Origin of the sequence: Lentzea sp. (assembly GCF_035525475.1) — a bacterium.
Taxonomy (GTDB): Bacteria; Actinomycetota; Actinomycetes; order Mycobacteriales; family Pseudonocardiaceae; genus Lentzea.
The window spans coordinates 1-22076 of sequence record NZ_DATLEC010000075.1 but is presented as its reverse complement, the minus strand read 5'-3'; the positions used below and the strand labels follow the sequence as shown (position 1 = coordinate 22076).

The window sequence follows — 22076 nt, the reverse complement described above, 5'->3', positions numbered from 1 at the left end:
GATGCGAGTAGGACCCGACGAGCGGCTCGGCTTCGTCGTGACTGTCAGACCCGCCGAGTACGTTGGGCCGCGGGGGAAGCACAACGCGGGGGGACCCCTGCGTCAGCCTGCCCGCGATGCCGTGGCGGGCGCGATGCCGTGGCGGGTGCGCGGCCCTCGACGCCGCCCTCCACCCGCCACCCAACGTCCACCCGCCGTCAGACCGCCGGCGGCCTGTCCTCGTACGGCGTCGACAGCACCACCGTCGTCCGCGTCGACACGTTCGCCGACTCGCGGATCTTCTGCAGCAGCTCCTCCAGCGCCACCGGGGACGCCACCCGCACGCGCAGGACGTACGAGGCGTCGCCCGCCACCGAGTAGCACGCCTCGATCTCCGGCAGGTGCTCGAGGCGCTTCGGGTAGTCGTCGGGCTCGGACGGGTTGATCGGGAAGAGCGAGATGAACGCCGACATCGGCAGGCCTATCTCGGAGCCGTCCAGGCGGGCGGCGTAGCCCTTCACGATGCCGCGCTGTTCCAGGCGCTTCACGCGCTGGTGCACCGCCGAGACGGACAGGCCCACGCGTTCGGCCAGGTCGGTGAAGCTGCACCGGCCGTCCGAGGCGAGTTCCTTCAGTATCGCTCTGTCGATCTGCTCGAGGGTCAAAGCACCACCAGTTCGTGAGGTCGGTTGTTGAAGGACTCCACGCCGTCGGCGGTGGCCACGACGATGTCCTCGATGCGCGCGCCCCAGCGGCCGGGCAGGTAGATGCCGGGCTCGACGCTGAAGGCCATGCCGGGTTCGAGGGGCAGCGCGTTGCCGCTGACGATGTAGGGCTCCTCGTGCACGTCCAGGCCGATGCCGTGGCCGGTGCGGTGGACGAAGAACTCGCCGAAGCCCGCGTCGGCGATCACGGTGCGGGCGGCGGCGTCCACTTCTTCGCAGGTCACGCCGGGCCTCACCGCGTCGACGGCGGCCTGCTGCGCTGCCTGCAGGACGGCGTAGGTGTCCCGGACGTCGTCGAACGCCGGCTCGCCCATCACGTAGGTGCGGGTCGAGTCGGAGTTGTAGCCCTCGGCGACGGGGCCGCCGATGTCGATGACCACGACCTCGCCCGCCTCGATCACGCGGTCGGAGTCGCGGTGGTGCGGCGAGGCGCCGTTCGGGCCGGAGCCGACGATCACGAAGTCGGCGACGGTGTGGCCTTCCTCGACGATGGCGACGGCGATGTCACGGGCCACCTCGCGCTCGGTGCGGCCCACGCGCAGGAACTCGCCCATGCGCGCGTGGACGCGGTCGATCGCGGCGCCCGCCTTGCGCAGCGCGGCGATCTCCGCCTCGTCCTTGCGCATGCGCAGCTCGCGGAGGATCGGGCCGGCCAGCGTCTGCGGGCCGCCGACGGCGTTGCCGAGCTTGATGGTGTGCAGGGCGGGCATCATGTCCGCCACGGCGACGCGCGAGCCCTTCAGCGCGGCCTTGACCAGCGCGTACGGGTCCTCGCCGTCGACCCACGTGACGACCTCGACGCCCAGCTCGTCGGTCGGGATGCCCGCGTAACCGGGCTGCTCCAGCTTCGGCACGACCAGCGTCGGCGTGCCGCCGACGGGCAGCGCGAGGCAGGTGAGGCGTTCGAACGAGTCGCCACCGGCACCGATCAGGTACCGCAGGTCCGAGCCGGGCGAGATGAGGAGGGCGTCGACGCCCGCCTGCTCGGCGGCGGCGGAAGCGCGGTCGAGCCGCGCACGCAGCGCGGACACGTCGATGGGCCCGGTGATCGTTGCCATGGGCGAAAGCCTAGTGCGTCGGCCACGACGCCCGCCGCCCGACAAGCGTCAACGGTCAGCAGACCCAGTGTGTCCGTGGGTCCGTTCGATGAGAGTCACGGGCGAGAGTCCGGCCCTCGGCGGCGACCATCGCGGACGAGACTCACGGGACCCGCCCTAGTAGCTTGTCCCTCGTGAGCTCTCCCCTGGTGCTGCTCGACTCCGCGAGCCTCTACTTCCGGTCGTACTACGCGCTGCCGGACTCGATGACGGCGCCCGACGGCACGCCGGTGAACGCCGTGCGCGGGTTCGTCGACCAGATCGCGCGCGTCATCACCGACCGCGGCGCGGCCCGTCTGGTCGCCTGCCTCGACGCGGACTGGCGTCCCGAGTTCCGCGTGAAGGCGCTGCCGTCCTACACGGCGCACCGCGTCGCCGAGGGGGCCGCCGACGGGTCCGAGGAGGTCCCGGACACCCTCACACCGCAGATCCCGATCATCCTCGACGTCCTCGACGCGGCGGGCATCTGCACCGGCGAGGCGGCGGGCTACGAGGCTGACGACGTCATCGGCGCGCTCGCCCACCACGAGACGAAGTCACCTGTCGAGGTGGTCACCGGCGACCGCGACATGTTCCAGGTGGTGCGCTTCGAGCCGACGCCCGTGCACGTGCTGTACGTCGGGCGCGGCTGGAACAAGGTCGAGATCCTCGGCCCGGAGGAGCTGGCAGCCAAGTACTCGCTGCCCGTCGAGAACGCCGGCTCCGCCTACGCCGACATGGCCGTGCTGCGCGGCGACCCCTCCGACGGCCTGCCGGGCGTCGCGGGCATCGGCGAGAAGACCGCCGCGAAGCTCATCACCGAGTTCGGCTCGCTCGACGCCGTGCTCAAGGCGGTGAGCGACCCGATGGACCGCAAGCTCACCACCAAGGCCCGCAACTCGCTCATCGCGGCCGAGGAGTACCTGGCGGCCGCGCCCACGGTCGTGCGCACCGCGCTGGACGCCCCTGTCGTGAAGGACCGCGACGACGAGGTGCCGCGCGTGCCCGCCGACCCCGAACGGCTGCGCGAGCTCACGCAGCGCTGGGGTCTGGGCAGCTCGGTGCCGCGCCTGGTCAACGCGATGGAACGCCGCGCCTAGGCCAGTTCGCCTCGGCCGCGAGCTCGTCGCGGCCGCCGTAGCCCTCGTTGCGGATCAGGCAGACGGTCCGTCGCGCGGCCACCGGTCGGCGGCGATGGCGAACGCCTCCTGCGCGACAGGTTCCTAGAAAAAAGTGCCGCAGATCGGCTTTTGCGCCACGGCGAACAACGCGTCGGCGTCGGCCAGACGGGTTCCCTCGATCCGTTTGGTGGCCGCGAGCTGCGAGAACGTGGTGTCTCCGAGGTACACGGCACCGAGCAGGTCGACCGGGATCGTGAGGTCGGGCTGCTCCTCGACGCGCTCGGCACCGTCAGCCGACACCCGGTACGAACCGGAGTTCGCGGGCAGCAGGTCGTCGTGCACCTCGATCACCACGGGCTCGACGGCGCCGTAGGTGCGGGCGGACAGCATGCGCGGCACGTCGACGAGGCGAAGCCAGATCTCGTCGAACACGTCCTTGGTGTGGACGACGCGCGGGTCCTCGAACAGCCAGCCGGACGCGTCGTCGAGCGGCACCTCGGTCTCGACGTGGTCGACCAGGTCCAGGCGCGTCACGTAGATCCACAGGTCGCGCCACGCGTCGTCGGTCGCCCACTCGAAGTCCTCGATGGACAACCGGTGCTGGAAGTCCTTCTCGGGGCTGACCTTGTAGGTCAGGAAGCCGTCGTCGCCGTCCGGTCCACTGTGGACGACCGTGACGGAGTTCTCCGCCTCGGTCCTGCGGTCGCGCTGCCTGGCCCACCAGCCAGGCCAGCGGGAGATCTGGCCCGGCCTGCGCAGGCCGATCGCCTCGTGCAGCTCGGGCAGGAGCTTGTCGGCGGTGTCCTGGTCGAGCATCCGCACCCGGCCGGTCATGCCACCGGGGATCACGGCGCGCCTCGTGTCGACCTCAAGATCGCGCACGCGGCCTGCCAGGCCGTAGCCGAAGCGGCCGTAGATGCGGCCCTCGGAGGCGCGCAGGGTCGCCACCGGGTCGGGTAGCGAGGAGAGTTGTTCGCGCATCAAAGCCGTCAGCACGCCACGGCGCGTGTAATCGGCACGGACGCCCACGCGCGACACGGCCCCATGGGGCACTCGGGCACCACCGGGCACGACCAACGAGGAACCGTACGACTGGGTGGTGCCGATCATCTCGACGCTGTCGAACGCGGCGAGAGCGCGGTCCGGCTCGTAGGACGGCAGGGTCACCGACCACTGCTCGTCGGTGGGTGGGCCCCCGTGCATCGCACGGCGGAAGAGCGTGCTGTGGGCGCGATACTGCGCTTCGTCGGTGAGAACGCGGATCTCGGTCACGCCCGCGATCGTGTCTCAGCACGACCGCGGGCGCACCTCAGTTTCCGCGCCGGGTCAGCCGGTGGGCTGGCCGACCTCGTACTCGCCGTCCTCGGTCTTGACGACGATCTTGACCTTCTTGTCCTTGCCGCCGACCTGCACCTTGCACTCGAACGAGGTGTTGGGCTTGACCTCGTTCTCACCGCCGCAGGTCGCGCTGCCGACATCGGAGATCTTGTACTCGTCCTTCAGGATCTGGACGATGCCGTTCTGCACCGCGGTGTTGTCGAAGATCTTCTTCTTGAAGAAGGCCGGCGACACGAACCCGGTGAACAGCACGCCACCGACGAGGAGGACGACGACCACCGCGGCGACCCAGATGGCCGCGCTGGACTTCTTCTTCTGCGGCATCGGCGGGCCGTAGCCCGGCTGCTGGCCGTACGGGTTGGGCTGTTGCTGCTGACCCGGCATGCCGTACTGCTGGGTCTGCTGCCCGTACGGGTCCTGCGCGGGCGTGCCGTACGGGTTCGACTGCGGCTGCTGCTGCCCCGGCACTCCGTACTGCTGCGTCTGCTGCTGCGACGGATCGAAACCGGGGTACGGCTGCTGCTGCCCCGGCTGGGGCTGCTGGGGCTGGCCGTAGGGGTTCTGAGCCGGGAAGCCGCCGGACGGTGTGCCGGGAGGAAAACCGCCACCGTAGGGCTGCTGCGGCTGTTGCGGCTGCTGGCCCCAGGGCTGCTGCGGATCGTTCCCTCCGGACGGTCCGTACGGGCTGCTCATCTGTCGACCTCCGTGTGTACGACGTTGCGGCGGAATCCAATCACACCGTTGACGCCAGTCTTTACTCCGACTCGCAAAACCTTCGTCAGGCTCATGTCACATCATCGCCACAACTCCGCGCCGCAACGCGTCGACCGCCTTGGCCGCCGCCGAACCGACGGAGTCGCCTCGGCCGACCACCTCACGGATCTGGTCCAAAAGGTCGATCACCTGCCGGCACCAGCGTACGAAGTCGCCCGCGCCGAGCTCGTTGCCCCCGGCCTCCGCGGCGCTCAGCACCTTTTCCAGCGACTCGCCGCGCGCCCACCGGTACACCGGCCACGCGAAGCCGGGGTCGGGCTGGCGGGTGATGCGCTCGAGCTTGAGGCGGCGCTCGTCGTCCTCGATCTCCGCCCACAGCCGCACGGTCTTTCCCATCGCGTCCGCGACCGGCCCCTGGGGCAGCCGCGCCTCGACCGGACCGTCCCGGCGCGCCTCGTAGACCAGCGACGACACGACGGCGGCGAGCTCCTCCGGCTTGAGACCCTTCCACACGCCGTGGCGCAGGCACTCGGCGGCCAGCAGGTCCGACTCGCTGTAGAGCCTGGTCAGGCGCTTGCCGTTCTGGGTCACCTCCTCCGCCTCCGACAGGTAGCCGCGCTCGCGCAGCAACGCCCGGATGCGGTCGAACTGGCGCGCCAGCGAGTGCGTGGTCGCCGCGACCCTGCGCTCCAGCTGCTCGGTCTCCGCCAGCAGCCGGTGGTAGCGCTCGCCCCAGCGCGCGTGGTCCTCGCGCTGGTCGCAGCCGTGGCACGGGTGCGAGCGCAGGGCGCGGCGCAGCGTCGCGAGCTCGGGGTCGTCGTCCGCGGTGGTCTGCCGGCGGCCCCGCGACGGCACGGTGATGCCGGTGTTGCGGATCGTCGACGCGAGGTCCCGCCGCGACTTGGGCGACCGCACGTCCACCTGCCGGGGCAGCCGGACGTGCCCGAGCACCTCGACCGGCGACGGGAAGTCCGCCGACGTGAGGCGGCCGGACCAGCGGTCCTCGGTCACGACCAGCGGCCGCGCCTCCCCCAGCGGCTCGAGGCCGGGGTCGATGACGACCGCGAGGCCGCTGCGGCGACCGGACGGCACGGCGATCACGTCGCCCTTGCGCAGCCGCTCCAGCGACTTGGCGGTCTCGATGCGGCGCGAGTTGGTGTTCTGCTTCGCGAGCTGCTTCTCGCGGTCCGCGATCCGGCGCCGCAGCGACGCGTACTCGGTGAAGTCGCCGAGGTGGCACGTCATCGACTCGCCGTAGCCCTCCAGCGCCTCCTTGTTGCGCTCGATCCTGCGCGCCAGGCCGACCACCGAGCGGTCCGCCTGGAACTGCGCGAACGACTGCTCCAGGATCTCGCGCGCGGCCGAGGCCCCGAGCTGGTGCACGAGGTTGACGGCCATGTTGTAGCCCGGCCGGAACGACGACCGCAGCGGGTACGTGCGCGTGGAGGCGAGCCCTCCGACCGCCTTGGGGTCGATGCCGGGCTGCCAGACGACGACCGCGTGCCCCTCCACGTCGATCCCACGACGGCCCGCACGGCCGGTGAGCTGCGTGTACTCACCCGGCGTGAGGTCGACGTGCGCCTCGCCGTTGTACTTCACGAGCTTCTCGAGCACGACCGTGCGCGCGGGCATGTTGATGCCGAGCGCGAGCGTCTCGGTCGCGAACACGACCTTGACCAGCCCGCGGACGAACAGCTCCTCGACGGTCTCCTTGAACGCGGGCAGCAACCCGGCGTGGTGCGACGCGATGCCGCGCTCCAGCGCCTCGCGCCACTCCCAGAAGCCGAGGACCATCAGGTCCGCCTCCGGCAGGTCGCGCGTCTTCTCGTCGATGATGCGCCGGACCTGCTCGGTCTCCTCCGGCGTGTTGAGGCGCAGGCCCGCCCGCGCGGTCTGCGCGACCGCCGCGTCGCACCCGGCACGGCTGAACACGAACACGATCGCCGGCAGCAGGCTCGCGTTGCCGAGCTGCTGGATCATGTCGGTGCGCGACGGCGGCTTGTACCCGCTGCCGCGCGGCGGCCGCCCGCTGCCGGAGCCGCGGTTGCGCCCCCGGCTGAACGGCACGTGGTAGCGCACCAGCTCCTCGGTCTTGCGCAGCACCTGCGCGTTGATCCGGGCGTGCGTCTCGTCGCCCTCGAAGAGGTCGAGCATCTGGTTGCCCACCAGCATGTGCTGCCACAGCGGCACCGGCCGGTGCTCGTCGACGACGACCGTCGTGTCCCCGCGCACCTCGACCAGCCACTCGCCGAACTCCTCGGCGTTGCTGACCGTCGCGGACAGGCCGACCACCTGCACGTGCTCCGGCAGGTGCAGGATGACCTCCTCCCACACCGGCCCGCGGAACCGGTCGGCGAGGTAGTGCACCTCGTCCATGACGACGTACGCGAGTCCGTCCAGAGTGGACGAACCCGAGTACAGCATGTTCCGCAGCACCTCGGTCGTCATCACCACGACCGGCGCGTTGCCGTTGACGCTCGTGTCGCCCGTGAGCAGCCCGATGCTCTCCGCCCCGTACCGGGCGGTGAGGTCGGCGAACTTCTGGTTGGACAGGGCCTTGATCGGCGTCGTGTAGAAGCACTTGCGGCCTTCGGTGAGGGCCAGGTGCACGGCGAACTCGCCGACCACCGTCTTGCCGGCACCGGTGGGGGCGCAGACGAGCACTCCGTGACCGTCCTCCAGGGCCTCGCAGGCCTGGCGCTGGAACGGGTCCAGCTCGAACGAGATGACGGAGCCGAAGTCGGTCAGCTTGGGCCGCTGGGCGTTGCGCCTGGAGTGGGCGTAGGCCTCGGCCGGGGACCGCGAAGCACGTGACACCCCTTCAGGCTGTCACATCACACCGACAATTGCCGTCGAGATAGATTAACTTCAGCCAGCACTGAGACGACAGAGGGCGATGTCCCCAGGACACCGCCCTCCACCAGCGCTTTTGTCAGAAAGTGCGCTGCACCCGGTCCGCCACCAGCTTCACGAAACGGGACGGATCGGCCAGCTCACCGCCCTCGGCGAGCAGCGCCAGCCCGTGGACCAGCTCGGCGGTGTCGGCCAGCCCGTCGCGTTCGCCGGCCGCGAACGCCTTGTGCAGGCCCTCGACCAGCGGGTGCGACGGGTTGAGCTCCAGGATCCGCTTGATCTTCGGCAGCTCCTGCCCCATCGCCTTGTACATCTTCTCCAGCGTCGGGGTGATGTCGTGCGCGTCGCCCACGACGCACGCGGGCGAGGTGGTCAGCCGGGTCGAGAGCCTGACCTCCTTGACGGTCTCCCGCAGCTGCTCCTGCATCCAGGTGAGCAGGTCGGCGAACTCGGCGGCCTTGGCCTCGCTGGCCGACTTCTCCTCCTCGGTCTCCAGGTCCACCTGCCCCTTGGCGACGGACTGGAACGACCTGCCGTCGAACGAGGGGACCGAGTCGACCCACATCTCGTCGATCGTGTCGGTGAGGATGAGGACCTCGTAGCCCTTGGCGCGCAACGCCTCCATGTGCGGCGAGTTCTCGACGGCCACCCGCGAGTCACCGGTCATGAAGTAGATGTGCTCCTGGCCGTCCTTCATCCGCGACACGTACTCGGCCAGCGTCGTCAGCGACTCCTCGGAGTGCGTCGAGGCGAACGAGCAGACGTCGAGGATCGCGTCGCGGTTGTCGTGGTCGGAGAGCAGGCCCTCCTTCAGAGCCGCGCCGACCTCGCCCCAGAACTTCCGGTAGTCGTCCTGGCGGGCGCTCATGAGCGACTTGATCGACGAGAGGACCTTCTTCACCAGGCGGCGGCGCATCAGCTGGATCTGGCGGTCCTGCTGCAGGATCTCGCGCGACACGTTCAGCGAGAGGTCCGCCGCGTCGACGACGCCCTTCACGAAGCGCAGGTACTCCGGCATCAGCTCGGCGCAGTCGTCCATGATGAAGACGCGCTTCACGTAGAGCTGCACGCCCCGCTTGGCGTCCCGCATGAACAGGTCGAGCGGCGCCTGGGCGGGCAGGAACAGCAGCGCCTGGTACTCGAACGTGCCCTCCGCCTGCATGCGGATGGTCTCGAGCGGCGCGTTCCAATCGTGGCTGACGTGCCGGTAGAACTCGGCGTACTCCTCCTCGGTCACCTCGGAGGCCGGGCGCGCCCAGAGCGCCTTGCGGGAGTTGATGTCCTCGCCGCCCAGGCGTACGGGCCAGGTGATGAAGTCCGAGTAGCGCTTGACGATCTCGCGGATCTTCGCGGGCTCGGTGTAGTCGGGCAGCTTGTCCTCGTCGTCGGACGGCTTGAGGTGCAGCGTGACCGAGGTGCCCTGCGGCGCGTCGTCGACGTCGTCGATCGTGTACGTGGCCTCGCCGGTCGACTCCCAGCGGACGCCCTTCTCGGCGTGCGGGTGCTTCGTCACCAGCGTGACCTTGTCGGCCACCATGAACGACGAGTAGAAGCCGATGCCGAACTGGCCGATCAGGTCGGCCGAGCCGGAGGCCGACTGCTGTTCCTTGAGCTGCTTGAGGAACTCCGCGGTACCGGACTTCGCGATCGTGCCGATGAGCCGCACGACGTCCTCGCGGGTCATGCCGATGCCGTTGTCGCGCACGGTCAGCGTGCGCTCGGACGGGTCGGACTCGATCACGATGTGCAGGTCGTCGACGTCGACCTGCATGTCCTTGTCGCGGAACGACTCCAGCCGCAGCTTGTCCAACGCGTCGGAGGCGTTCGACACCAGCTCGCGCAGGAACGTGTCCTTGTTCGAGTAGATCGAGTGGATCATCAGCTGCAGCAGCTGACGCGCCTCGGACTGGAACTCCAGCGTTTCCATGCATCCCCACCGAAAGAACGAAAGCGGAACGAACAGCCCACTAATTTAGCGACCCACCACGGTGAGCGCGCCGGGGACCGTGCGAACGGAGACGGGCAGTGCCTCCTGACGTTCACCGTCGGCGTAGGCGACCCAGCCGTTACCGCCCGACAGCGAGACCTCACGGGCCCGGAACGTCCGCACGGCCGGGTGCCCGGTGTGCTCGCCCGTGCGCAACGTCGGCAGCATCCGGACCATCATCGAACGGCTGCCGCCCTCCACGACCGTCACGTCGAACAGGCCGTCCGAGGCGTCGGCCGCGGGGCACACGGGGATACCGCCACCGTAGTTCGGTGTGTTGCCCACGGCCACGAGGGTCGCGTCCAGGGAGAACGTGTCGGACTCCGTCGTCACCAGCAGGGGCGCCGACTTCAGCGACGCCAGCTCCGCCACGATCGCGAGGTCGTAGCGACGCGGACCGGCGGGCCAGCGCATCGCGTTCGCCCGCTCGTTCACCGCGGAGTCGAACCCGGCGCACAGCACCGTCGCGAACCACTGCCCCGTCGACAGCCGTCCCAGGTCGAGGGCCCTGCGGGTGCCGTGGACGACGTCCTCGACCGACCGCGACCCGATCGCCGCCGCCAGGTCGTTGCCGGTGCCCGCCGGGACGACGCCCAGCGCCGTCGAGGTGCCCGCGCACGCCTGGACCCCTAAGTGGGCGGCTCCGTCGCCGCCCAGCACGACCAGCAGGTCGACACCGTCGGCGACGGCGGCACGGGCCATCGCCAGCGTGCCCTCGGCGTCGTGGGCCACCAGCTGCGTCAACGACGACACGTGCGGCCTGAGCGCGGCGGCGGTCGACCCGGCCATCCGGGCCGCCCGCCCCTTGCCCGACGCGGGGCAGACGAGCAACGCCGCCCGCGTCACGTGGCGTCGTCGTAGTTCACGCGCTTCACGGGTTCCGAAGCGATCGCCTTCTCACCGGGGTCGTTGCCCTCGGCGTCGGACGGCACGTAGTCGAACGGCGCCGCCTCGTCGTCGTCGATCGCGTCCCAGCCCTCGGCCGCCCGCAGCTTGGCCTTGCGCTTGTCGTGGACGCGCGAGATCTGGATCGCCATCTCGAACAGCAGCGACAACGCGAGCGCCAGCACGACCATCGAGATCGGGTCGGTGCCCGGCGTCGCGATGGCGGCGAACACGAACAGGCCCATCAGCAGGCCGCGCCGCCACTTCGACAGCCGCTCGTAGGACAGCACGCCCGCGCGGTTGAGCATCACCACCACCAGCGGCAGCAGGAAGCTCACGCCGAAGATGAACAGCATCGTGATGACGAAGTTGATGTACTTGCTGCCGGTGAGCGCCGTGACCCAGTTGTCGCCACCGAAGCCGAGCAGGACCTTCAGGCCCTCGGGCACGACCAGGTACGCGAGCACCGCGCCGGCCACGAACAGCAGTGCGCCGGCGCCGACGAACGCGCGCGCGAACCTGCGTTCCTTCTGGTAGAGACCGGGCGTGATGAACGCCCAGATCTGGTAGAGCCACGCCGGGCTGAGCAGCACCGCGCCCGCCGCGGTGCCGACCTGCAGCTGGACGAGGAAGATCTCGAACGGCTCGGTCTGCAGCAACGCGCAGGTGCCGTCGTTGGTGATCTTCGCCCGGTACTTCTCCAGGTCGGGCTGGCAGTACGGCCCCGTCAGGATGTCTCCGAGCGACGGGATCGGGCCGAGCCGCACCTGGAACCAGACGAAGCCGAAGATGGCGCCGACGGCGATGACCAGCATGGCCATGCCGAGCCGGTACCGCAGCTCGTACAGGTGCTCTTTGAGCGACATCGTGCCGTCGGCGTTGCCCCGACGACGCCTGCCGCGTTCCCGGCGCTCGGCGAGCCACCGGAACGGACTTGCCACCGCTGTAACCGCCCTTACAAGTCAGTGCACCGCAAGGTCAGTTGCTGGCCTTGTTCTGCGTCGTCTGCTCGATGGGAGGAGCGACCTGGGGCTGCTGGGGCACCGGCGGCTGGGCCGGCGGGAGCTGCTGGACCGGCGGGAGCTGCTGGACCGGGTGCTGCACGGGCTGCTGAGGCTGGACCGGCGCGTCGTCGTTGTCCGAGTCGCGCAGGCCCTTCGTCTCGGCCTTGAAGATCTTCGCCGACTTGCCGATCGACCGGGCCATGTCGGGCAGCTTCTTCGCACCGAACAGCAGAATGATCACCAGCGCGATGATGATCAGCTCGGTGGGTCCGAGGTTAGCCATTGGTGATCCTCCTGTCTCCCCCGCCACGACGATCGTACGCGGGGTTCGCCCTGGTCTGGGCGCTGTCCTGACGCCGCCGCTCGGCGAAGGCCACCTTCAGCGCTGCCCTGCGCGCCTTCAGCAGGCCGACGCCGTCGCCGACACCGTCCCCCACCAGAGTGCGGGCGCGGGCGAATCGGCGCAAGGATCGGAGGACTCGGACCGCGATCGCGATCACCACGATCAGGCCGAGCGCGACCAGCGCCAGGATCGGTGTGGACGGCACGATCACACGGTATACGCCTTAGGTGGACAGCAGGTGATCTGCCCGGCGCAACGCGGCCTCCGCCTGCCGCCGCACCTCGGCCGCGAGCTCCGCCGGCTGTTCGACGTGCACGTCCCCGCCGAGCCCGAGGAGCAGGCGCACCATCCACGACAGGTCGTCGTAGCGCATGAGGACACGTGTGCGGTCGTCCGAGAGCTCCGCGGCGTGGTCGACGGGGTAGTACTCCGCGACCCAGTGCGCGTCCGGTTCGAGCAGGAGGACCGCGATCTTCTGGTCGTCCCTCGGCTGGAACAAGCCCTCCGACGTATCGGTCTGCTGGGCGTGCGGCGGCGGCGCGGACGGCTCGTCGAGCACCTCCACGTGGTCGATCCGGTCGAGCCGGAACAACCGCACGCCGATCGCCGAGCGGCACCAGGCCTCGAGGTAGCCGCGGCCTTCCAGGAGCAGCAGGCGCATCGGGTCGACGACGCGGTCGCTGATCGCGTCGTGCGACTGCGAGTAGTAGCGGATGCGCACGGCGCGTTCGCGCTTCACGGCGTCCTGCACGGCGGCACGGATCTCCGCTGTCTCCTCGCGTTCGAACGCGCCGAGCCCGACCACCATGCCCGCGGGCTGCGCCTTGCCCGCCACACTGGTTCTGGCTGCCGCCTCGATCTTCGCGAGCGCCCGCTGCACGGCGTCCGTGTCGACCACGCCGGGGGTGTCCGCCAGCGCCCTGAGCGCGACCAGCAGCGACGTCGCCTCGGCCGCGGTGAGCCGCAGCGGCCGGTTCATGCCCGCGTCGAACGAGACGGTGATCGTCTCGCCCTCGAAGGACAGGTCGATGAGGTCGCCGGGCCCGTAGCCGGGCAGGCCGCACATCCACAGCAGCTCGAGGTCCTTGCGCAGCTGCTTGGGCGTGATGCCGAAGTCGGCCGCGGCCTCCTTGACGGTGATGGCGGGCCGGGTGAGCAGGTACGGCACGAGTGCGAGCAGACGCGGCAGCCGTTCGTTCGACGCGGTCACCGCGCTCCTTCCAGTGCGCCCTGCAGGCGGTCGCGGACCGACTTGGCGAGGACCTCGGGTTCCAGCACGACGACGTCGGGCCCGAACCCGGCGAGCCACTTGGCCGCCGAGTCGGGGAACTTCAGGTCGATCTCGACGACGTCGCCGCCGTCGCGTTCCTCGACGACCTTCGCGTGCCGGCGGACGCCCTGCGCCCGGTTCTTGGCGACCCAGATCTTCGCGGGGGCCGTGTGGTGCGGATCCGCCTGCGTGCGCGCGATGAGGCTCATCAGGTCCGTGCCCTCTGGCACCTTCACGACGCCGGGCTTGCCGACGGTCTTCACGGTGCCCACCACGCGTGAGAGGCGGAAGCAGCGCGTGTCGTCGCGGTCGCGGTCCCAGCCGACGAGGTACCAGCGGCCGCGCCACGCGACCACGCCCCACGGCTCGACCGTGCGGTCCTTGGGGCCACCCGGCGGAGGCTTGCGGTAGCCGAACGTCACGACCTGGCCCGCCTGCACGGCCTGCAGCAGCGGCGGGAACGCGGGCTCGTTCGCCCGCACCTTGGGCTCCACGGCGGCGGGCGCGTCCTGGTCGACGTCCACACCGGCGGCCCGCAGCTTGATCAACGCACCGTGCACGGCACCCGTGAGCTGCGGCGAGTCCCACAGCCGGGCGGCCAGCGCGACGGCGGCGGCCTCGTCGGGTTCGAGGTCGATGTCGCCCAGCTCGTAGTCGCGCCGGGCGATCCGGTACCCGTCCTCCGCTCCCTCGGCGTTGGACTGCCTGCCGGTCTCCAGCGGCACGCCGAGGTCCCGCAGCTCGGACTTGTCCCGTTCGAACATGCGGAAGAACGCCTCGTCCGTCGGAGCTTCGTGATAGCCCGGGACGATGGCGCGGATGCGCTCCGCTGTCAGGTACTGACGGGTCGACAGCAGGCACAACACCAGGTTGACGAGGCGTTCGGCGCGTGCGATGGCCACGGACAAACCCTAACGCTTGCGCGCACGGAAACCTCATCACCACCCGTCGTCAACGGTCCGTTCAGAACAACGTCCGCAATTCGCGCACCAGTTCGTCGGGTGCTTCCTCGGCCATGTGGTGCCCGCAGTCGATGGCACGGACGCGCACGTCGTCGGCCCACTCGGCCCAGATCCCCGGCAGGTCCTCGTACAGGTCGCCGAGGTCGTCCTTGGCCGACCACAGCGCCAAGACCGGACACGTGATCCTGTGCCCGCGAGCGCGGTCCTCGTCGTCGTGGACCCGGTCGACCTCCAGCCCGGCGCGGTAGTCGCCGCACATGGCGAACACGGTCGCGGGGTCGTGGATGGCGCGCTGGTAGTCGGCCCAGTTCTCCACGCCCATCGAGAGCGGCGTGTCGCGGTAGCGCTTGCCGTACCACAGCTCGGGGTCCTGGCTGATCATCGGCGCGGCGATCTCCTGCTGCGCCAGGAAGAACCAGTGGAACCAGGACTGGGCGAACCGCGCGTCGCACCGCTGAAGGTGGGCGCCGACGGGCAGCCCGTCGAGCACGGCCAGCGCGGTCACCCGGTCCGGGTGGTCGAGGGCGAGCCTGATCGCCGCCGCGGCGCCCCTGTCGTGGCCGGCGACGGCGAACCGCTCGTGGCCGAGCCCGCGCATGAGTTTCACGAAGTCGCGTGCCATCGCGCGTTTCGAGTAGTCACCGGGTTTGCTGGACTCGCCGTAACCGCGCATGTCCGGGCATACGACCGTGTAGTCGTCGGCGAGCAACGGCGCGACGCGGTGCCATGTCGTGTGGGTCCGAGGGTGGCCGTGAAGGAGGAGGACGGGCGGCCCTGCCCCGCCGGTCCTCACTCGCAGCACGGCCTCGCCAACGTCCCTGCGACGCAACGAGAATCCCTCGAACACCTTCTTTGGCTACCCCGCTCGGGAGCGGCCGACACGTACTTTTTCGCCCGCGGCCCGACCAGCGTTACCGGCGCCGCTGCTGATCTGGACTTTCGTTGCCCCACAGCTGGTCCCACGCGCCGCGCACGCGGTCCGTCCACGAGGGATCTCGCTGGCCGGGGTAGGTCGCGCCGCCGACAGCCCGTTCGAGTCGACCGACTTCAGGCGCGGGATGGGCGTAGTGCACCGTCACCGTGATGTCGTGGGTGTATCCAGTGAGGTGGCGCAGCAGCTGCGTGATGCCGTCGTTGCCGACGTCGATGCACCCCGACGACCCGCTCAACGACCCGCCGTGCAGGTAGAAGCCGCTCCGGCGCCCCGTGTTGCCGCACCCCCGCGACGCGGGGACGACGTGGACGGGGTGCAGCGGCGCCCGTCCGGCACCCCAGTCACCGCCGTGCAGCGCGGCGCCGAACGGGTCGGTGAAGGAGCCACCGCCGATCATCCGCACCTGCTCGGCGGGATCGAACAGGCCGAACTCGGCAGCCCGGAACCGGAAGGTGCCCTCGGGGATCGGACCGAAGTCGGGGATGCCGACGTAGCGCGGGTTGTTCTTGTACGACTCGCTGGTCGCGCCGTGGCAGGAGCGGGCGTCGCCGGACCGCACGCTCACCGGACGCCCGGAAGCCGCCCCCACCTGCATCAAAAGCGTGCCGCCCGCGTGAGCCCGGAACACCTGACCGTCGAACTCGGCCGTGATGGACCGGTGGGGACCGCGTGCGCCGGCCGGGTGCTCGAACCGGTGGCCGATCCGCGGCGCGCCACCGCGGCTCTGCCGCTGGACGTGGGCCACCGTCGCCTGGTTGCCCGCCGTGTTCTGGAGGCGGAGCAGTGCGTGGACCGGCCCGGAACGCGGGTGGTGCGGTGCGTCCCGAACCCGTTCCCCGTCCTCGTGCCTGCGCCGCATGCGCTCACGGTCGCGCATCGGCCGGAGCGTGACCACGGCCACAAGGGCAGTCTTGCGGTCAGGTCCTGCCGACCCGGCCCTTCTCCCCCGCCGCCCAGCAGGTGAACCCCGCGCAGTCGACGGTGTCGAAGCTACCGGTGTCCGCGACCTTCCAGGTCCTGCCGTCCCTGCTGGTGTCCGTCCCGGACGGTCCCACCGCGACCAGCGAGTCACCGCGGTAGGCGATACCGGAGCGGTAACCGATCGGCGCCGTGGCGCCGGCCCTCCAGCCGCGGCCGTCGTTGGTCGCGAACGCCGGCGTCGGGTCGGTCGGCTTGAGGTAGTCCCCGCCGATCGCCACGCCCCGCCACGGCGTCTTGAAGGCCACCGCGAAGACGCCGGCCGCCTCACCACTCGGCAACGGCACGTCGGAGGCCTTCCACGAACGGCCACCGTCCCGCGACTCCAGCACCCGTGCCCTCGCGCCGCCACCGGTCGCGATCCACGCGTGGTTGCCGCTGGTCGCCACGCACTGCCCCGACGCCGCGAACGCGAACTCGCCCGGCAACGCGTCCGGCATGCCCTTCGGGTCGTCGACGTGCCACGAACGGCCACCGTCCCACGTCCGCAGCACCCGGAACCTGCCGTCGACGGGGTCGCTCAGCGCCAGCCCGCGGAACGGGTCGAAGAACGCCACGCAGTCGTAGAACGCCTTCGGATCGGTGTTGCGGAACGACTCACGCCACGTCTTGCCGCCGTCGGACGTGCGGTAGATCCGCGACGACTCGCCCTCGCCGATCGACAGCGCCACGGCGTTGCGCGCGTCGAAGGCCTCGATGTCGCGGAAGTCCAGCGCCTCGGTGCCGGGCGGCCCGACGGACTCCCACGACCGGCCGCCGTTCGTCGTGCGCAGGACGGTGCCCTTCGAGCCGCTGGCCCACGCGACCTGCCCGCTGACCGCGGACAGTCCCCGCAGGCGGGCGTCCGTGCCGGTGGGCTCGAGCTCCCAGTAGGAGTCGGCCTGTGCGACTCCGGGGAGCACCAGGAAGGCGGCGAGTGCCGCCGTGATGATCCTCATGCGGTCACTCTCGTCCAGCCGCCGGCCACTTCCTACCCGCTGATCGGCCGGACAACGGCACGGGCGGGCAGGACCGCGGTCCTGCCCGCCCGTGTCCGACAGGTCCCTACAGCGACGCGATGAGGCGCTCCACGCGCTCGTCCACCGCGCGGAACGGGTCCTTGCACAGCACCGTGCGCTGCGCCTGGTCGTTCAGCTTCAGGTGCACCCAGTCGACGGTGAAGTCGCGACCGGCGGCCTGCGCGGCGGCGATGAAGTCACCGCGCAGCTTGGCCCGCGTGGTCTGCGGCGGGGTGTCCTTGGCGGCCTCGATCTCGCCGTCGTCGGTCACGCGTTCGACCTGGCCCTTGCGCTGCAGCAGGTCGAACACGCCCCGGCCGCGGCGGATGTCGTGGTAGGCGAGGTCGAGCTGGGCGATGCGCGGGTTCGACAGGTCCATGTCGTGCTTGGCCATGTACCGCTCCATCAGGCGGTTCTTGATGGCCCAGTCGATCTCGCGGTCGATCTTCGACAGGTTCTGCGACTCGACGGCGTCGAGGGTCCGGCCCCACAGTTCGAGGACGCGCTGCGCCATCGGGTCCGGCGAGCGCTTGGCCACGTGCTCGACGGCCTTCTCGTAGTACTCGCGCTGGATGTCGAGCGCCGAGGCCTCCTTGCCGCCCGCCAGGCGGACGGTGCGGCGGCCCGTCAGGTCGTGCGAGATCTCTCGGATCGCGCGGATCGGGTTGTCCAGCGAGAAGTCCCGGAACTGGACGCCCTGCTCGATCATCTCCAGCACGAGGTTCGCGCTGCCCACCTTGAGCAGCGTCGTCACCTCGGACATGTTCGAGTCGCCGACGATGACGTGCAGCCGCCGGTAGCGCTCGGCGTCGGCGTGCGGCTCGTCGCGGGTGTTGATGATCGGGCGGGACCGCGTGGTCGCGGACGACACGCCCTCCCAGATGTGCTCCGCGCGCTGCGAGAGGCAGTACACGGCGCCGCGCGGCGTCTGCAGCACCTTGCCCGCGCCGCAGATCAGCTGGCGGGTGACCAGGAACGGCAGCAGCACGTCCGCGATGCGCGAGAACTCGCCGGCCCGTGCGACCAGGTAGTTCTCGTGGCAGCCGTAGGAGTTGCCCGCCGAGTCGGTGTTGTTCTTGAACAGGAAGATGTCGCCGCCGATGCCCTCGTCGGCCAGTCTGCGCTCGGCGTCGACGAGCAGGTCCTCGAGGATCCGCTCCCCCGCCTTGTCGTGGGTGACGAGCTGGGCCAGGTCGTCACACTCGGCCGTGGCGTACTCGGGGTGCGACCCGACGTCGAGGTAGAGCCGGGAGCCGTTGCGCAGGAAGACGTTGGATGAACGCCCCCAGGACACGACCCGGCGGAACAAGTACCGCGCGACCTCGTCCGGGGACAGACGACGCTGTCCGTGGAAGGTGCAGGTCACCCCGAACTCTGTCTCAATGCCGAAGATCCGCCGCTGCATACCCCAACAGTAGGCGACTTCCGGCCCGCACGAGGTGATCCGTTCGGGCGGCACGCCGGTTGCGGTTTAGTGTCAGCAGGGTGTGGAAACGCGTCAGCGCTCTCGACAAGAAGCTCATGAGCTCGTCCGCCGGCCTGCCTCCGAGCAGGTTCGACGGGGGTTTGAAGAGGCTTTCCAAAGCCGCCAACCACAGCCTGCTGTGGTTCGTCGTCGCGGCGATCCTGGCAACCGGGAAGGGCCCGTTCCGGCGTGGTGCGCTGCGAGGTCTCGCGGCCATTGCCGGGGCCTCGGCCAGCGCGAACCTGGTCGGGAAGTCCCTTTTCCCGCGCCGCCGGCCCGCCGCGGATCTGATCGCGCTGGATCGCCGCCTGTCCAAACGGCCGACGTCCTCGTCGTTTCCTTCCGGTCACTCCGCGTCAGCGGCCGCTTTCGCCACGGCGGTGGCTTTGGAATCACCCAAAGCAGGCGCCGTGGTGGCACCGATTGCCGCCGCCGTGGCCTATTCACGCGTTCACACGGGCGTTCATTGGCCGACGGACGTGGTCGCCGGTGCGGCCGTGGGAGTCGGTGCCGCGTTCCTGACTCGCCGGTGGTGGCCGCTCGGGCTGAACGAACCGGCGTCCGCCTATGAACACGCCGACCTGACGTCGCTGCAGGACGGTGAGGGGCTGGTCGTGGTGGTGAACCCGAACTCGGGGATCGGCCCCGACCCGACGCCGCAGATCACCGAGGAGTGGCCCAAGGCGCGGATCGTGACGATCGAGGAGCTGTCCGACCTGCCCGACGCGAAGGCGCTGGGCGTGGCCGGCGGCGACGGCACGGTGGCCGCGGTGGCCGCCCAAGCCGCCGAACGCGACCTGCCGCTGGTGCTCATCCCGTCCGGCACGCTGAACCACTTCGCCCGCGACGTGGGCATCACCGGCCTGCACGACACGGCGCGAGCGGTCGCGGACGGCGTGGGCGTGCGGGTCGACCTGGCGCAGGTCAACGGCCAGTGGTTCGTGAACACGGCGTCGCTGGGCGGCTACCCCGACATGGTGCGGATCCGCGAGAAGCTGGAGAAGCGCTGGGGCAAGTGGCCGGCCGCCGTGCTGGCGCTGCTCCGCGTCCTGCAGCGCGCCAAGCCGCTGGACATCACCATCGACGGCGACAAGCACCTCGTGTGGCTGCTGTTCGTGGGCAACGGGCCGTACCGGCCGAAGGGCTTCGCGCCCACGATGCGCCCGCGGCTGGACGACGGCCTGCTGGACGTGCGCTTCGTCCGGGCGGACCGCAGGTACTCGCGGACCAGGTTCTTCCTCGGCGCCCTGCTCGGCGCACTGGAACACTCGCGCATGTACAAGCACTTCGAGGTGTCCTCGCTGAACGTCGAGGTGCACGGCGCGCCCATCTCGATCGCGACGGACGGCGAGGTTCGCGAAAGGGGCACCTCGTTCAAGTTCCGTTCGCGCGCGGCGGCGCTGGGCATCTACCGGCCTTGAGAGAACCGTTCGACATTGTCGAACATCTGCAGCTAGAGTGGGGTGCGTGCCCGGACCCATCCAGTCCATCCAGCGCGCGGCCGAGGTCCTCAGGCTGCTCGCCCACGGCGGCGCGCACCAGCTGGGCGTCGGCGAGATCGCCCGCGCCCTCGACCTGGCGAAACCGACGGTGCACGGCATCCTGCGGACCTTGCAGGAGGTCGGGTTCGTCGAGCAGGAGACCGAGGGCGGCAAGTACCGGCTGGGCGCCGCGCTCTTCCAGATCGGCACGAGCTACCTCGACGGCAACGAGCTGCGCGCGAAGGCGTTGAACTGGTCGGACACGCTGGCGATGCGAGCGCGCGAGGCGGTGCGCATCGGGGTGCTGCACGGCAGGCACGTACTGGTAGTGCACCACGTGTTCCGGCCGGACAACAGCCGGCAGAAGCTCGACACCGGCGCCCTGCTGCCGTGGCACGCGACGGCGCTGGGCAAGGCGCTGGTCGCGTTCGGCGAGTGGCCCGACTGCGACCTCCAGCGGTTCACCCGGCACACGCTGGACCCAGAGCGGCTGCACGCCGCGATGGACGAGGTCCGCGACCGCGACTGGGCCTACGACCTGCACGAACTGGTCGAGGGCGAGGCGTCCGTGGCGGCACCGATCCGCGACCGGCGGGGTCTGGTCGTGGGCACGATCGGCATCTCCGGACCGGTCGAGCGGCTGTGCGAGTCGCCGGACCAGCCGCCGCGCCTGGAGCTCGTCTCCTACGTACGTGAGGCAGCTCGCAGCGTGTCCAGGGAGCTGGGCGGACTCTCCTGGTAGTACTCTGGAACCGTTCGACAATGTCGAACGCACAGAGAGGTGCTTACCGGTGAGCTACGTAGCGGCGATCGACCAGGGCACGACGTCGTCCCGGTGCATCGTGTTCGACTCTTCCGGCGGGATCGTGTCAATCGCCCAGCGCGAGCACCGGCAGATCTTCCCGAGGCCCGGCTGGGTGGAGCACGACGCGACCGAGATCTGGGCGAACGTGCGGTCGGTCATCGGCGACGCCCTCGCCCACGCGTCGCTCACCTGGGCCGACATCGCGGCGTTCGGCATCACGAACCAGCGCGAGACCACGGTCGTGTGGGACAAGGCGACCGGCGAGCCCGTGCACAACGCGATCGTCTGGCAGGACACGCGCACCGACGCCGTGATCAAGACCCTCGGCGACCAGGACAGGTTCCGCGAACGCTCCGGCCTGCCCCTCGCCACCTACTTCTCCGGCCCGAAGCTGCGGTGGCTGCTCGACGAGGTCGACGGCCTGCGCGCCAGGGCCGAGCGCGGCGAGGTCCTGTTCGGCACCATGGACACCTGGCTGATCTGGAACCTGACCGGCCGCCACGTCACCGACGTGACGAACGCGTCGCGCACCATGCTGATGGACCTGGAGACCCTCGACTGGGACCCGGAGCTGGTGGCCGCGATGGACGTCCCGCGCGCGATGCTCCCCGAGATCCGGTCCTCCTCCGAGGTCTACGGCACCTACGAGGGCGTGCCCGTCGCGTCGGCGCTCGGCGACCAGCAGGCGGCACTGTTCGGGCAGACGTGTTTCGAGCCCGGCGAGGGCAAGTGCACGTACGGCACCGGCGCGTTCCTGCTGATCAACACGGGTGGCAAGCCGGTGCGGTCGCAGAACGGGCTGCTGACAACTGTCGGTTACAAGATCGGTGACGAGCCCGCCGCGTACGCGCTGGAGGGCGCGGTCGCGGTGACGGGCGCGCTGGTGCAGTGGTTCCGCGACAAGGTCGGGCTGATCTCGTCGGCGGCGGAGATCGAGACGCTGGCGCGCACGGTGGACGACAACGGCGGCGCGTACTTCGTGCCCGCGTTCTCCGGGCTCTTCGCGCCGCATTGGCGTTCCGACGCGCGTGGCGTGATCGCGGGACTGACGGGTTACATCTCGCGCGGGCACCTCGCACGAGCCGTGCTGGAGGCGTCCGCGTGGCAGACCCGTGAGGTCGTGGACGCGATGAACGCCGACTCCGGGGTCGACCTCAC

At 70.3% G+C, this 22076-nt stretch carries 20 protein-coding genes; 4 read left to right on the top strand and 16 right to left on the bottom strand.

Features of this window, described 5'->3' with window-relative positions:
• Positions 1-197: 197 nt before the first annotated feature.
• Together VM306_RS13300 and VM306_RS13295 are read right to left on the bottom strand one after the other, a co-directional pair.
• Positions 198-644, bottom strand: coding sequence for an Lrp/AsnC family transcriptional regulator (locus tag VM306_RS13300; RefSeq protein ID WP_325514721.1), 447 nt, complete (start codon positions 642-644; stop codon positions 198-200).
• Complete coding sequence (locus VM306_RS13295) at positions 641-1762, bottom strand: Xaa-Pro peptidase family protein (RefSeq protein WP_325514719.1); 1122 nt, start codon at positions 1760-1762, stop codon at positions 641-643. Before VM306_RS13295 ends, VM306_RS13300 begins: the two co-directional genes overlap by 4 nt.
• Positions 1763-1935: 173 nt before the next feature.
• On the opposite strand from VM306_RS13295, the gene VM306_RS13290 reads away from it, so the two are divergent.
• Positions 1936-2880: a 5'-3' exonuclease gene (locus tag VM306_RS13290; protein ID WP_325514717.1), complete on the top strand. Its 945-nt coding sequence runs from the start codon at positions 1936-1938 to the stop codon at positions 2878-2880.
• 123 nt (positions 2881-3003) lie between these two features.
• Here VM306_RS13290 and VM306_RS13285 read toward each other — a convergent pair whose 3' ends face one another.
• The 14 genes from VM306_RS13285 to pafA all read right to left on the bottom strand — a co-directional run bounded on the left by VM306_RS13285 (position 3004) and on the right by pafA (position 18572).
• Complete coding sequence (locus VM306_RS13285; RefSeq protein ID WP_325514715.1) at positions 3004-4173, bottom strand: GNAT family N-acetyltransferase; 1170 nt, start codon at positions 4171-4173, stop codon at positions 3004-3006.
• 54 nt (positions 4174-4227) lie between these two features.
• Positions 4228-4932 carry a DUF4333 domain-containing protein gene (locus VM306_RS13280; RefSeq protein WP_325514713.1) on the bottom strand — a complete coding sequence of 235 codons (705 nt, stop codon included), beginning with the start codon at positions 4930-4932 and terminating at the stop codon, positions 4228-4230.
• A 96-nt stretch (positions 4933-5028) separates the two neighbouring features.
• A complete protein-coding gene (locus VM306_RS13275; RefSeq protein ID WP_325514711.1) occupies positions 5029-7770 on the bottom strand; it encodes a DEAD/DEAH box helicase in 2742 nt (913 codons plus the stop codon).
• Positions 7771-7885: 115 nt separating this feature from the next.
• Complete coding sequence (gene htpG / locus VM306_RS13270) at positions 7886-9733, bottom strand: molecular chaperone HtpG (protein ID WP_325514709.1); 1848 nt, start codon at positions 9731-9733, stop codon at positions 7886-7888.
• 45 nt (positions 9734-9778) lie between these two features.
• Positions 9779-10639: a diacylglycerol/lipid kinase family protein gene (locus VM306_RS13265; RefSeq protein WP_414672371.1), complete on the bottom strand. Its 861-nt coding sequence runs from the start codon at positions 10637-10639 to the stop codon at positions 9779-9781.
• Positions 10636-11544 (bottom strand): twin-arginine translocase subunit TatC, encoded by a 909-nt coding sequence (gene tatC / locus VM306_RS13260; RefSeq protein ID WP_325514842.1) that lies wholly within the window; start codon positions 11542-11544, stop codon positions 10636-10638. The genes VM306_RS13265 and tatC overlap by 4 nt, the downstream gene beginning before the upstream one ends.
• A gap of 112 nt (positions 11545-11656) precedes the next feature.
• A complete protein-coding gene (gene tatA / locus VM306_RS13255) occupies positions 11657-11965 on the bottom strand; it encodes a Sec-independent protein translocase subunit TatA (RefSeq protein WP_325514707.1) in 309 nt (102 codons plus the stop codon).
• Positions 11958-12230, bottom strand: coding sequence for a bacteriophage holin (locus VM306_RS13250; RefSeq protein ID WP_325514704.1), 273 nt, complete (start codon positions 12228-12230; stop codon positions 11958-11960). Before VM306_RS13250 ends, tatA begins: the two co-directional genes overlap by 8 nt.
• An 18-nt stretch (positions 12231-12248) precedes the next feature.
• Positions 12249-13235: a YafY family protein gene (locus tag VM306_RS13245; RefSeq protein WP_325514702.1), complete on the bottom strand. Its 987-nt coding sequence runs from the start codon at positions 13233-13235 to the stop codon at positions 12249-12251.
• Positions 13232-14197 carry a helix-turn-helix transcriptional regulator gene (locus tag VM306_RS13240; protein ID WP_325514700.1) on the bottom strand — a complete coding sequence of 322 codons (966 nt, stop codon included), beginning with the start codon at positions 14195-14197 and terminating at the stop codon, positions 13232-13234. Before VM306_RS13240 ends, VM306_RS13245 begins: the two co-directional genes overlap by 4 nt.
• A 61-nt stretch (positions 14198-14258) precedes the next feature.
• Positions 14259-15050: an alpha/beta hydrolase gene (locus tag VM306_RS13235; RefSeq protein ID WP_325514840.1), complete on the bottom strand. Its 792-nt coding sequence runs from the start codon at positions 15048-15050 to the stop codon at positions 14259-14261.
• Between the two features lie 118 nt (positions 15051-15168).
• Positions 15169-16068 (bottom strand): hypothetical protein, encoded by a 900-nt coding sequence (locus tag VM306_RS13230; protein WP_325514698.1) that lies wholly within the window; start codon positions 16066-16068, stop codon positions 15169-15171.
• Between the two features lie 40 nt (positions 16069-16108).
• Positions 16109-17107 carry an oxidoreductase gene (locus VM306_RS13225; protein WP_325514696.1) on the bottom strand — a complete coding sequence of 333 codons (999 nt, stop codon included), beginning with the start codon at positions 17105-17107 and terminating at the stop codon, positions 16109-16111.
• Positions 17108-17213: 106 nt separating this feature from the next.
• The gene (pafA, locus tag VM306_RS13220) at positions 17214-18572 is read right to left on the bottom strand and encodes a Pup--protein ligase (protein WP_325514694.1); all 1359 of its coding nucleotides are present in this window, start codon (positions 18570-18572) and stop codon (positions 17214-17216) included.
• A 116-nt stretch (positions 18573-18688) separates the two neighbouring features.
• Here pafA and VM306_RS13215 point away from each other — a divergent pair, with 116 nt between their 5' ends.
• The 3 genes from VM306_RS13215 to glpK all read left to right on the top strand — a co-directional run.
• Positions 18689-20053 (top strand): bifunctional phosphatase PAP2/diacylglycerol kinase family protein, encoded by a 1365-nt coding sequence (locus VM306_RS13215; RefSeq protein WP_325514839.1) that lies wholly within the window; start codon positions 18689-18691, stop codon positions 20051-20053.
• 46 nt (positions 20054-20099) lie between these two features.
• A complete protein-coding gene (locus tag VM306_RS13210) occupies positions 20100-20855 on the top strand; it encodes an IclR family transcriptional regulator (RefSeq protein ID WP_325514691.1) in 756 nt (251 codons plus the stop codon).
• A 49-nt stretch (positions 20856-20904) separates the two neighbouring features.
• The coding region (glpK, locus tag VM306_RS13205) for a glycerol kinase GlpK (RefSeq protein WP_325514689.1) at positions 20905-22076 on the top strand (1172 nt) is incomplete at its 3' end.